The organism is Salmonella sp. SAL00672 (assembly GCF_046552175.1).
Classification (GTDB): domain Bacteria; phylum Pseudomonadota; class Gammaproteobacteria; order Enterobacterales; family Enterobacteriaceae; genus Salmonella; species Salmonella enterica.
This window is the reverse complement of the sequence record NZ_JBGDUQ010000019.1, coordinates 16,629-26,089: the sequence shown is the minus strand read 5'-3', so window position 1 is coordinate 26,089 and position 9,461 is coordinate 16,629. Positions and strand designations below refer to the sequence as shown.

General features: G+C 50.0%; 20 protein-coding genes. 19 read left to right on the top strand and 1 reads right to left on the bottom strand.

Annotated features, from left to right (window positions below; translation table 11 throughout):
* The first annotated feature begins 206 nt into the window (after positions 1-206).
* Entirely contained in the window at positions 207-401 is a 195-nt protein-coding gene (gene bfd, locus ACLJTG_RS23460) for a bacterioferritin-associated ferredoxin (RefSeq protein ID WP_000289082.1), read from the top strand.
* 72 nt (positions 402-473) lie between these two features.
* Entirely contained in the window at positions 474-950 is a 477-nt protein-coding gene (gene bfr / locus ACLJTG_RS23455; protein ID WP_000675530.1) for a bacterioferritin, read from the top strand.
* Here the strand turns inward: bfr and hopD are convergent.
* Positions 947-1,414 carry a prepilin peptidase gene (hopD, locus tag ACLJTG_RS23450; protein ID WP_000495848.1) on the bottom strand — a complete coding sequence of 156 codons (468 nt, stop codon included), beginning with the start codon at positions 1,412-1,414 and terminating at the stop codon, positions 947-949. The genes bfr and hopD overlap by 4 nt on opposite strands.
* A gap of 379 nt (positions 1,415-1,793) precedes the next feature.
* On the opposite strand from hopD, the gene rpsJ reads away from it, so the two are divergent.
* The 17 genes from rpsJ to rplF all read left to right on the top strand — a co-directional run bounded on the left by rpsJ (position 1,794) and on the right by rplF (position 9,456).
* On the top strand, positions 1,794-2,105 hold the full coding sequence (rpsJ, locus tag ACLJTG_RS23445) for a 30S ribosomal protein S10 (RefSeq protein ID WP_001181005.1): 312 nt from the start codon (positions 1,794-1,796) through the stop codon (positions 2,103-2,105).
* Between the two features lie 32 nt (positions 2,106-2,137).
* A complete protein-coding gene (gene rplC / locus ACLJTG_RS23440; RefSeq protein WP_000579838.1) occupies positions 2,138-2,767 on the top strand; it encodes a 50S ribosomal protein L3 in 630 nt (209 codons plus the stop codon).
* Between the two features lie 10 nt (positions 2,768-2,777).
* The gene (rplD, locus tag ACLJTG_RS23435) at positions 2,778-3,383 is read left to right on the top strand and encodes a 50S ribosomal protein L4 (protein WP_000424395.1); all 606 of its coding nucleotides are present in this window, start codon (positions 2,778-2,780) and stop codon (positions 3,381-3,383) included.
* A complete protein-coding gene (gene rplW, locus ACLJTG_RS23430; RefSeq protein WP_000617546.1) occupies positions 3,380-3,682 on the top strand; it encodes a 50S ribosomal protein L23 in 303 nt (100 codons plus the stop codon). The genes rplD and rplW overlap by 4 nt, the downstream gene beginning before the upstream one ends.
* A gap of 17 nt (positions 3,683-3,699) precedes the next feature.
* Positions 3,700-4,521 carry a 50S ribosomal protein L2 gene (rplB, locus tag ACLJTG_RS23425; protein ID WP_000301869.1) on the top strand — a complete coding sequence of 274 codons (822 nt, stop codon included), beginning with the start codon at positions 3,700-3,702 and terminating at the stop codon, positions 4,519-4,521.
* Between the two features lie 16 nt (positions 4,522-4,537).
* Positions 4,538-4,816 (top strand): 30S ribosomal protein S19, encoded by a 279-nt coding sequence (gene rpsS, locus ACLJTG_RS23420; RefSeq protein WP_001138115.1) that lies wholly within the window; start codon positions 4,538-4,540, stop codon positions 4,814-4,816.
* A 14-nt stretch (positions 4,817-4,830) separates the two neighbouring features.
* Complete coding sequence (gene rplV / locus ACLJTG_RS23415; protein ID WP_000447529.1) at positions 4,831-5,163, top strand: 50S ribosomal protein L22; 333 nt, start codon at positions 4,831-4,833, stop codon at positions 5,161-5,163.
* A gap of 17 nt (positions 5,164-5,180) precedes the next feature.
* Positions 5,181-5,882: a 30S ribosomal protein S3 gene (gene rpsC, locus ACLJTG_RS23410; protein WP_000529945.1), complete on the top strand. Its 702-nt coding sequence runs from the start codon at positions 5,181-5,183 to the stop codon at positions 5,880-5,882.
* A 12-nt stretch (positions 5,883-5,894) separates the two neighbouring features.
* Positions 5,895-6,305 (top strand): 50S ribosomal protein L16, encoded by a 411-nt coding sequence (rplP, locus tag ACLJTG_RS23405; RefSeq protein ID WP_000941208.1) that lies wholly within the window; start codon positions 5,895-5,897, stop codon positions 6,303-6,305.
* Positions 6,305-6,496 (top strand): 50S ribosomal protein L29, encoded by a 192-nt coding sequence (gene rpmC, locus ACLJTG_RS23400; RefSeq protein ID WP_000644742.1) that lies wholly within the window; start codon positions 6,305-6,307, stop codon positions 6,494-6,496. The genes rplP and rpmC overlap by 1 nt, the downstream gene beginning before the upstream one ends.
* Complete coding sequence (rpsQ, locus tag ACLJTG_RS23395) at positions 6,496-6,750, top strand: 30S ribosomal protein S17 (RefSeq protein WP_000130101.1); 255 nt, start codon at positions 6,496-6,498, stop codon at positions 6,748-6,750. The genes rpmC and rpsQ overlap by 1 nt, the downstream gene beginning before the upstream one ends.
* Before the next feature lie 163 nt (positions 6,751-6,913).
* A complete protein-coding gene (gene rplN, locus ACLJTG_RS23390) occupies positions 6,914-7,285 on the top strand; it encodes a 50S ribosomal protein L14 (RefSeq protein WP_000613954.1) in 372 nt (123 codons plus the stop codon).
* A gap of 10 nt (positions 7,286-7,295) precedes the next feature.
* A complete protein-coding gene (rplX, locus tag ACLJTG_RS23385; protein ID WP_000729185.1) occupies positions 7,296-7,610 on the top strand; it encodes a 50S ribosomal protein L24 in 315 nt (104 codons plus the stop codon).
* Positions 7,611-7,624: 14 nt separating this feature from the next.
* Positions 7,625-8,164, top strand: a complete 540-nt coding sequence (gene rplE / locus ACLJTG_RS23380) for a 50S ribosomal protein L5 (protein ID WP_001096206.1) — start codon at positions 7,625-7,627, stop codon at positions 8,162-8,164.
* 14 nt (positions 8,165-8,178) lie between these two features.
* Positions 8,179-8,484, top strand: a complete 306-nt coding sequence (gene rpsN, locus ACLJTG_RS23375; RefSeq protein WP_001118932.1) for a 30S ribosomal protein S14 — start codon at positions 8,179-8,181, stop codon at positions 8,482-8,484.
* Between the two features lie 33 nt (positions 8,485-8,517).
* Positions 8,518-8,910, top strand: a complete 393-nt coding sequence (gene rpsH, locus ACLJTG_RS23370; RefSeq protein WP_000062611.1) for a 30S ribosomal protein S8 — start codon at positions 8,518-8,520, stop codon at positions 8,908-8,910.
* Between the two features lie 12 nt (positions 8,911-8,922).
* Complete coding sequence (gene rplF / locus ACLJTG_RS23365) at positions 8,923-9,456, top strand: 50S ribosomal protein L6 (protein WP_000091939.1); 534 nt, start codon at positions 8,923-8,925, stop codon at positions 9,454-9,456.
* The last annotated feature ends 5 nt before the right edge of the window (positions 9,457-9,461 follow it).

The window sequence follows — 9,461 nt, the reverse complement described above, 5'->3', positions numbered from 1 at the left end:
TGAAATACAAAACGCCCGATGATGTTCATCAGGCGTTTTACAGACAAAAAACTGTCAACCTATATCAGGACTAGTCACTGCTATTTAGCCGCTGTTATATTTATTAGCCTTTTTTAACGCTTCTCCCGTGGCGTAAATCGCTTTGTGCTATTGTAATCATAACCATTCTCATTTACACTTTGTGCGGAAATTGAACGGGAGCGATCATGTACGTTTGTTTGTGTAATGGTATAAGCGATAAAAAAATCCGCCAGGCTGTACGACAATTTCATCCGCAGTCATTTCAACAGTTGCGTAAATTTATTCCTGTGGGAAATCAATGTGGTAAGTGTATTCGCGCCGCGCGAGAAGTGATGCAGGATGAGTTAACGCAAATGCCGGAATTTAAAGAGATCGCCTGAGTCACACTCTTTTTTTTGACATCCCTGTAGCCCCATCTACGCTCTAGAGAGTGGAAGCGGAGGGACTATAAAATGAAAGGTGATGTTAAAATCATAAATTATCTCAATAAACTATTGGGAAATGAGCTTGTCGCAATTAATCAGTATTTTCTTCATGCCCGTATGTTCAAAAACTGGGGGCTGACCCGGCTTAATGATGTTGAGTACCATGAATCCATTGATGAGATGAAACACGCCGATAAGTATATTGAGCGTATTTTATTTCTGGAAGGCATACCGAACCTACAGGATCTGGGCAAGCTGGGCATCGGTGAAGATGTCGAAGAGATGCTACGATCGGATCTCCGGCTCGAACTGGAAGGCGCAAAAGATCTACGTGAGGCAATAGCCTATGCCGATAGCGTTCATGATTATGTCAGCCGGGATATGATGATTGAAATTCTTGCCGACGAGGAAGGCCACATCGACTGGCTGGAAACTGAGTTGGATTTGATTGCCAAACTTGGTATGCAAAATTATCTGCAATCACAAATTAAGGTTACCGATTAACCGTCTGGAAAGAAAACTTTCCAACCTGTTATGAAACCCGCCACCGCCAGCCATGGCCCAAAAGGTAGCGGGTTTATTAATGCCGATTTACCTCTCACCAGTAGCGCGACGCCAAACCCGCCACAGGCCAACATAGCGGCAAGGAAAACCAGTAACGGCAGTGTTTCCCAACAATGCCACGCCCCTAAGGCAGCGAGGTACTTGACGTCGCCATATCCAAGCCCCTCTTTCTGATAACGCAGGCGATAGCCCCAGTAAATTAACGCGAATCCGCCATAGCCGGCGATAGCGCCCCAAAGCGCATCCGGTAAACGCTCCGGCAGGCAAATCTGGTGATAAAGCAGACCACCCCACAGCAATGGACAAGTAAACCGGTCAGGTAGCAGACCGGTACGCGCGTCGTATATGCCAAGTAATAAAGAGAACGACGCATAAAAAATGAGAAAGGGGAGGGCAACAAACATAAGCAAATCCTCGTCAAGGCTTGTGCTCACCTTTGTAGATTTATGCGACAGCGGCAACGACGTATTGCCAGGTTTGCCTGATGCCTTCCAAAGAAAAGATGCGCGTTGCCATTCCATGCGTACCATCTGGAATCATGCTCGCATAAGAATAAAGCGCTTAATTTCTATCCGACACTTGCGTCAGGCTGAGATTTACGTATAATGCGCGGGCTTGTCGTAATTGACGGCAGGTTCGATTTGAACCTCGAATAGCCGATTTGGCTATTTAACAATGCTCCCAATCGGGGAGCTACGTAAGAACGGTTACACTCTCCCATCAATCGTAATGGGTGTGAGGAGTAATCATTTTCGTTTATAAAATAATTGGAGCTCTGGTCTCATGCAGAACCAAAGAATCCGTATCCGCCTGAAAGCGTTTGATCATCGTCTGATCGATCAATCAACCGCGGAAATCGTCGAGACTGCCAAGCGCACTGGTGCGCAGGTTCGCGGTCCGATCCCGCTGCCGACCCGCAAAGAGCGCTTTACCGTTCTGATCTCTCCGCACGTTAACAAAGATGCGCGCGATCAGTACGAAATTCGCACTCACAAGCGTCTGGTTGACATCGTTGAGCCAACCGAGAAAACCGTTGATGCTCTGATGCGTCTGGACCTGGCTGCCGGTGTAGACGTGCAGATCAGCCTGGGTTAATCAGGTCATCGAGCGATTGAGAGGTTGATACAATGATTGGTTTAGTCGGTAAAAAAGTGGGTATGACCCGCATCTTCACTGAAGATGGCGTCTCTATCCCAGTAACCGTAATCGAAGTTGAAGCAAACCGTGTTACTCAGGTTAAAGACCTGGCTAACGATGGCTACCGCGCTGTTCAGGTTACTACGGGTGCTAAAAAAGCTAACCGTGTCACCAAGCCGGAAGCGGGTCACTTTGCTAAAGCTGGCGTAGAAGCTGGCCGTGGTCTGTGGGAATTCCGTCTGGCTGAAGGCGAAGAATACACCGTAGGTCAGAGCATCAGCGTTGAACTGTTTGCTGACGTTAAAAAAGTTGACGTAACCGGTACCTCTAAAGGTAAAGGTTTCGCTGGTACCGTTAAGCGCTGGAACTTCCGTACCCAGGACGCTACTCACGGTAACTCCTTGTCTCACCGCGTTCCGGGTTCTATCGGTCAGAACCAGACTCCGGGCAAAGTGTTCAAAGGCAAGAAAATGGCAGGTCAGATGGGTAATGAGCGTGTAACCGTTCAGAGCCTTGACGTAGTACGCGTTGACGCTGAGCGCAACCTGCTGCTGGTTAAGGGTGGTGTTCCGGGTGCAACCGGTTGCGACCTGATCGTTAAACCAGCTGTGAAGGCGTAAGGGGATAGCAATGGAATTAGTATTGAAAGACGCGCAGAGCGCGCTGACTGTTTCCGAAACTACCTTCGGTCGTGATTTCAACGAAGCGCTGGTTCACCAGGTTGTTGTTGCTTATGCAGCTGGTGCTCGTCAGGGTACTCGTGCTCAGAAGACTCGTGCTGAAGTAACTGGTTCCGGTAAAAAACCGTGGCGCCAGAAAGGCACTGGCCGTGCGCGTTCAGGTTCTATCAAGAGCCCGATCTGGCGTTCCGGTGGCGTGACCTTCGCTGCTCGTCCGCAGGACCACAGTCAAAAAGTTAACAAGAAGATGTACCGCGGCGCGCTGAAAAGCATCCTGTCCGAACTGGTACGTCAGGATCGTCTGATCGTTGTCGAGAAGTTCTCTGTAGAAGCGCCGAAAACTAAGCTGCTGGCACAGAAACTGAAAGACATGGCTCTGGAAGATGTGCTGATCATCACCGGTGAGCTGGACGAGAACCTGTTCCTGGCCGCACGTAACCTGCACAAGGTTGACGTACGCGATGCGACTGGTATCGACCCGGTTAGCCTGATCGCCTTCGACAAAGTCGTAATGACTGCTGATGCTGTTAAGCAAGTTGAGGAGATGCTGGCATGATTCGTGAAGAACGTCTGCTGAAGGTGCTGCGCGCACCGCACGTTTCTGAAAAAGCGTCTACTGCGATGGAAAAAACCAACACCATCGTTCTCAAAGTTGCTAAAGACGCGACCAAAGCAGAAATCAAAGCTGCTGTGCAGAAACTGTTTGAAGTCGAAGTCGAAGTCGTTAACACCCTGGTCGTTAAAGGGAAAGTTAAACGTCACGGACAGCGTATCGGTCGTCGTAGCGACTGGAAAAAAGCTTACGTCACCCTGAAAGAAGGCCAGAATCTGGACTTCGTCGGCGGCGCTGAGTAAGTCGGAGGAGTAATACAATGGCAGTTGTTAAATGTAAACCGACATCTCCGGGTCGTCGCCACGTCGTTAAAGTGGTCAACCCAGAGCTGCACAAGGGCAAACCTTTTGCTCCGCTGGTTGAAAAAAACAGCAAATCCGGTGGTCGTAACAACAATGGCCGTATCACCACTCGTCATATCGGTGGTGGTCACAAACAGGCTTATCGTATTGTTGACTTCAAACGCAACAAAGACGGTATCCCGGCAGTTGTTGAACGTCTTGAGTACGATCCGAACCGTTCCGCGAACATCGCGCTGGTTCTGTACAAAGACGGCGAACGCCGTTACATCCTGGCCCCGAAAGGCCTGAAAGCTGGCGACCAGATTCAGTCTGGCGTTGATGCTGCAATCAAAGCAGGCAACACCCTGCCGATGCGCAATATCCCGGTTGGTTCTACCGTTCATAACGTAGAAATGAAACCAGGTAAAGGCGGTCAGCTGGCACGTTCCGCTGGTACTTACGTTCAGATCGTTGCTCGCGATGGCGCTTATGTCACCCTGCGTCTGCGTTCTGGTGAAATGCGTAAAGTCGAAGCAGACTGCCGTGCAACCCTGGGCGAAGTTGGCAATGCTGAGCATATGCTGCGCGTTCTGGGTAAAGCAGGTGCTGCACGCTGGCGTGGCGTTCGTCCTACCGTTCGCGGTACTGCGATGAACCCAGTAGACCACCCACATGGTGGTGGTGAAGGTCGTAACTTTGGTAAGCACCCGGTAACTCCGTGGGGCGTTCAGACCAAAGGTAAGAAGACCCGCAGCAACAAGCGTACTGATAAATTCATCGTACGTCGCCGTAGCAAATAATTTTAGAGGATAAGCCATGCCACGTTCTCTCAAGAAAGGTCCTTTTATTGACCTGCACTTGCTGAAGAAGGTAGAGAAAGCGGTGGAAAGCGGAGACAAGAAGCCCCTGCGCACCTGGTCCCGTCGTTCAACGATCTTTCCTAACATGATCGGTTTGACCATCGCTGTCCATAATGGTCGTCAGCACGTTCCGGTATTTGTTTCCGACGAAATGGTCGGTCACAAACTGGGTGAATTCGCACCGACTCGTACTTATCGCGGCCACGCTGCTGATAAAAAAGCGAAGAAGAAATAAGGTAGGAGGAAGAGATGGAAACTATCGCTAAACATCGCCATGCTCGTTCTTCTGCTCAGAAGGTTCGCCTTGTTGCTGACCTGATTCGCGGTAAGAAAGTGTCGCAGGCTCTGGATATTCTGACCTACACCAACAAGAAAGCGGCTGTACTGGTCAAGAAAGTTCTGGAATCTGCCATTGCTAACGCTGAACACAACGATGGCGCTGACATTGACGATCTGAAAGTTACGAAAATTTTCGTAGACGAAGGCCCGAGCATGAAGCGCATTATGCCGCGTGCAAAAGGTCGTGCAGATCGCATCCTGAAGCGCACCAGCCACATCACTGTGGTTGTGTCCGATCGCTGAGACTCTGGAGACTAGCAATGGGTCAGAAAGTACATCCTAATGGTATTCGCCTGGGTATTGTAAAACCATGGAACTCTACCTGGTTTGCGAACACCAAAGAATTCGCTGACAACCTGGACAGCGATTTTAAAGTACGTCAGTACCTGACGAAGGAACTGGCTAAAGCGTCTGTATCTCGTATCGTTATCGAGCGTCCGGCTAAGAGCATCCGTGTGACTATTCACACCGCTCGCCCGGGTATCGTTATCGGTAAAAAAGGTGAAGACGTAGAAAAACTGCGTAAGGTCGTAGCGGATATCGCTGGCGTTCCTGCACAGATCAACATCGCCGAAGTTCGTAAACCTGAACTGGACGCTAAACTGGTTGCTGACAGCATCACTTCTCAGCTGGAACGTCGCGTTATGTTCCGTCGTGCGATGAAGCGTGCTGTACAGAACGCCATGCGTCTGGGCGCTAAAGGTATCAAAGTTGAAGTTAGCGGCCGTCTGGGCGGCGCGGAAATCGCACGTACCGAATGGTACCGCGAAGGTCGCGTACCGCTGCACACTCTGCGTGCTGACATCGACTACAACACCTCTGAAGCGCACACCACTTATGGTGTAATCGGCGTTAAAGTGTGGATCTTCAAAGGCGAGATCCTGGGTGGTATGGCTGCTGTTGAACAACCGGAAAAACCGGCTGCTCAACCGAAAAAGCAGCAGCGTAAAGGCCGTAAATAAGGAGCGTCGCTGATGTTACAACCAAAGCGTACAAAATTCCGTAAAATGCACAAAGGCCGCAACCGTGGTCTGGCTGCAGGCGCGGATGTTAGCTTCGGCAGCTTCGGCCTGAAAGCTGTTGGCCGTGGTCGTCTGACTGCCCGTCAGATCGAAGCAGCACGTCGTGCTATGACCCGTGCAGTTAAGCGTCAAGGTAAGATCTGGATCCGTGTATTCCCGGACAAACCGATCACTGAAAAGCCGCTGGCAGTGCGTATGGGTAAAGGTAAAGGTAACGTGGAGTATTGGGTTGCCTTGATTCAGCCGGGTAAAGTCCTGTATGAAATGGACGGCGTACCGGAAGAGCTGGCCCGTGAAGCATTCAAGCTGGCAGCAGCGAAACTGCCGATTAAAACCACCTTTGTAACTAAGACGGTGATGTAATGAAAGCAAAAGAGCTGCGTGAGAAGAGCGTTGAAGAGCTGAACACCGAGCTACTGAACCTGCTGCGTGAGCAGTTCAACCTGCGTATGCAGGCTGCAAGTGGCCAGCTGCAACAGTCTCACCTGTTGAAGCAAGTGCGTCGTGATGTCGCACGCGTTAAGACTTTACTGACTGAGAAGGCGGGTGCGTAATGACCGATAAAATCCGTACTCTGCAAGGTCGCGTGGTTAGCGACAAAATGGAGAAATCCATTGTTGTTGCTATCGAACGTTTTGTGAAACACCCGATCTACGGTAAATTCATCAAGCGTACGACCAAAATGCACGTACATGACGAGAACAACGAATGCGGTATCGGCGACGTGGTTGAAATCCGCGAATGCCGTCCGCTGTCCAAGACCAAATCCTGGACTCTGGTTCGCGTTGTAGAGAAAGCGGTTCTGTAATACAGTACGCATTCTCAACGAATAAACGGCTCAGCGATGGGCCGTTTATTTTTTCTACCCATATCTGATTTGCGGTGTTATAATGCCGCGCCCTCGATATGGGGTTTTTTTAACGACCTGATTTTCGGGTCTCAGTAGTAGTTGACATTAGCGGAGCACTAAAATGATCCAAGAACAGACTATGCTGAACGTCGCCGACAACTCCGGTGCACGTCGCGTAATGTGTATCAAGGTTCTGGGTGGCTCGCACCGTCGCTACGCAGGCGTAGGCGACATCATTAAGATCACCATCAAAGAAGCGATTCCGCGTGGTAAGGTCAAAAAAGGTGATGTGCTGAAGGCGGTAGTGGTGCGCACCAAGAAGGGTGTTCGTCGCCCGGACGGTTCTGTCATTCGCTTCGATGGTAATGCATGCGTTATTTTAAACAATAACAGCGAGCAGCCTATCGGTACGCGTATTTTTGGGCCGGTAACTCGTGAACTTCGTAACGAGAAGTTCATGAAAATTATCTCTCTGGCACCAGAAGTACTCTAAGGAGCGAATCATGGCAGCGAAAATCCGTCGTGATGACGAAGTTATCGTGTTAACCGGTAAAGATAAAGGTAAACGCGGTAAAGTTAAGAATGTCCTGTCTTCCGGCAAGGTCATTGTTGAAGGTATCAACCTGGTTAAGAAACACCAGAAGCCGGTTCCGGCTCTGAACCAACCGGGCGGCATCGTTGAAAAAGAAGCTGCAATTCAGGTTTCTAACGTTGCAATCTTCAATGCGGCAACCGGCAAGGCTGACCGTGTAGGCTTTAGATTCGAAGACGGCAAAAAAGTCCGTTTCTTCAAGTCTAACAGCGAAACTATCAAGTAATTTGGAGTAGTACGATGGCGAAACTGCATGATTACTACAAAGACGAAGTAGTTAACAAACTCATGACTGAGTTTAACTACAATTCTGTCATGCAAGTCCCTCGGGTCGAGAAGATCACCCTGAACATGGGTGTTGGTGAAGCGATCGCTGACAAGAAACTGCTGGATAACGCAGCAGCAGACCTGACAGCAATCTCCGGTCAAAAACCGTTGATCACCAAAGCACGCAAATCTGTTGCAGGCTTCAAAATCCGTCAGGGCTATCCGATCGGCTGTAAAGTAACTCTGCGTGGCGAACGCATGTGGGAGTTCTTTGAGCGCCTGATCACTATTGCTGTTCCTCGTATCCGTGACTTCCGTGGCTTGTCCGCTAAGTCATTCGACGGTCGTGGTAACTACAGCATGGGTGTCCGTGAGCAGATCATCTTCCCAGAAATCGACTACGATAAAGTCGACCGCGTTCGTGGTTTGGATATTACCATTACCACTACTGCGAAATCTGACGAAGAAGGCCGTGCTCTGCTGGCTGCCTTTGACTTCCCGTTCCGCAAGTAAGGTAGGGTTACTAAATGGCTAAGCAATCAATGAAAGCACGCGAAGTAAAACGCGTAGCTTTAGCTGATAAATACTTCGCGAAACGCGCTGAACTGAAAGCGATCATCTCTGATGTGAACGCAACCGACGAAGATCGTTGGAATGCGGTTCTTAAGCTGCAGACTCTGCCGCGTGATTCCAGCCCGTCACGTCAGCGTAACCGCTGCCGTCAAACTGGTCGTCCGCACGCTTTCCTGCGGAAGTTCGGGTTGAGCCGTATTAAGGTCCGTGAAGCCGCTATGCGCGGTGAAATTCCGGGTCTGAAAAAGGCTAGCTGGTAATTGTCACCAATTGAATCACGGGAGTAAAGACAGATGAGCATGCAAGATCCGATCGCGGATATGCTGACCCGTATCCGTAACGGTCAGGCCGCGAACAAAGCTGCGGTCACCATGCCTTCCTCCAAGCTGAAAGTGGCAATTGCCAACGTGCTGAAGGAAGAAGGTTTTATTGAAGATTTTAAAGTTGAAGGCGACACCAAGCCGGAACTGGAACTGACTCTTAAGTATTTCCAGGGTAAAGCTGTTGTAGAAAGCATTCAGCGTGTCAGCCGCCCAGGTCTGCGCATCTACAAACGTAAAGATGAGCTGCCGAAAGTTATGGCCGGTCTGGGTATCGCAGTTGTTTCTACCTCTAAAGGTGTTATGACTGATCGTGCAGCGCGCCAGGCTGGTCTTGGTGGCGAAATTATCTGCTACGTAGCCTAATCGGAGGAAAAAATGTCTCGTGTTGCTAAAGCACCGGTCGTTGTTCCTGCCGGCGTTGATGTCAAAATCAACGGTCAGGTTATTACGATCAAAGGTAAAAACGGCGAGCTGACTCGTACTCTCAACGATGCTGTTGAAGTTAAACATGCAGATAATGCACTGACCTTCGGTCCGCGTGATGGTTACGCAGACGGTTGGGCACAGGCTGGTACCGCGCGTGCCCTGCTGAACTCAATGGTTATCGGTGTTACCGAAGGCTTCACTAAGAAGCTGCAGCTGGTTGGTGTAGGTTATCGTGCAGCGGTCAAAGGGAATGTAGTAAACCTGTCTTTAGGTTTCTCTCACCCGGTTGACCATCAGCTGCCGGCAGGTATCACTGCTGAATGTCCGACTCAAACTGAAATCGTGCTGAAAGGCGCTGATAAGCAGGTGATCGGTCAGGTTGCAGCAGATCTGCGCGCCTACCGTCGTCCTGAGCCTTACAAAGGCAAGGGTGTTCGTTACGCCGACGAAGTCGTGCGTACCAAAGAGGCTAAGAAGAAGTAAGGTAA

What these genes read in the sequence shown, in the direction of transcription:
- rplP (WP_000941208.1), top strand. Translation starts at nt 5,895, where the DNA reads ATGTTACAACCAAAGCGTACAAAATTCCGTAAAATGCACAAAGGCCGC.
- bfd (WP_000289082.1), top strand. Translation starts at nt 207, where the DNA reads ATGTACGTTTGTTTGTGTAATGGTATAAGCGATAAAAAAATCCGCCAG.
- bfr (WP_000675530.1), top strand. Translation starts at nt 474, where the DNA reads ATGAAAGGTGATGTTAAAATCATAAATTATCTCAATAAACTATTGGGA.
- rplB (WP_000301869.1), top strand. Translation starts at nt 3,700, where the DNA reads ATGGCAGTTGTTAAATGTAAACCGACATCTCCGGGTCGTCGCCACGTC.
- rplF (WP_000091939.1), top strand. Translation starts at nt 8,923, where the DNA reads ATGTCTCGTGTTGCTAAAGCACCGGTCGTTGTTCCTGCCGGCGTTGAT.
- rplX (WP_000729185.1), top strand. Translation starts at nt 7,296, where the DNA reads ATGGCAGCGAAAATCCGTCGTGATGACGAAGTTATCGTGTTAACCGGT.
- rpsH (WP_000062611.1), top strand. Translation starts at nt 8,518, where the DNA reads ATGAGCATGCAAGATCCGATCGCGGATATGCTGACCCGTATCCGTAAC.
- rplN (WP_000613954.1), top strand. Translation starts at nt 6,914, where the DNA reads ATGATCCAAGAACAGACTATGCTGAACGTCGCCGACAACTCCGGTGCA.
- rpsQ (WP_000130101.1), top strand. Translation starts at nt 6,496, where the DNA reads ATGACCGATAAAATCCGTACTCTGCAAGGTCGCGTGGTTAGCGACAAA.
- rpsS (WP_001138115.1), top strand. Translation starts at nt 4,538, where the DNA reads ATGCCACGTTCTCTCAAGAAAGGTCCTTTTATTGACCTGCACTTGCTG.
- rplE (WP_001096206.1), top strand. Translation starts at nt 7,625, where the DNA reads ATGGCGAAACTGCATGATTACTACAAAGACGAAGTAGTTAACAAACTC.
- rplD (WP_000424395.1), top strand. Translation starts at nt 2,778, where the DNA reads ATGGAATTAGTATTGAAAGACGCGCAGAGCGCGCTGACTGTTTCCGAA.
- rplC (WP_000579838.1), top strand. Translation starts at nt 2,138, where the DNA reads ATGATTGGTTTAGTCGGTAAAAAAGTGGGTATGACCCGCATCTTCACT.
- rplV (WP_000447529.1), top strand. Translation starts at nt 4,831, where the DNA reads ATGGAAACTATCGCTAAACATCGCCATGCTCGTTCTTCTGCTCAGAAG.
- hopD (WP_000495848.1), bottom strand. Translation starts at nt 1,414, where the DNA reads ATGTTTGTTGCCCTCCCCTTTCTCATTTTTTATGCGTCGTTCTCTTTA.
- rpsC (WP_000529945.1), top strand. Translation starts at nt 5,181, where the DNA reads ATGGGTCAGAAAGTACATCCTAATGGTATTCGCCTGGGTATTGTAAAA.
- rplW (WP_000617546.1), top strand. Translation starts at nt 3,380, where the DNA reads ATGATTCGTGAAGAACGTCTGCTGAAGGTGCTGCGCGCACCGCACGTT.
- rpmC (WP_000644742.1), top strand. Translation starts at nt 6,305, where the DNA reads ATGAAAGCAAAAGAGCTGCGTGAGAAGAGCGTTGAAGAGCTGAACACC.
- rpsN (WP_001118932.1), top strand. Translation starts at nt 8,179, where the DNA reads ATGGCTAAGCAATCAATGAAAGCACGCGAAGTAAAACGCGTAGCTTTA.
- rpsJ (WP_001181005.1), top strand. Translation starts at nt 1,794, where the DNA reads ATGCAGAACCAAAGAATCCGTATCCGCCTGAAAGCGTTTGATCATCGT.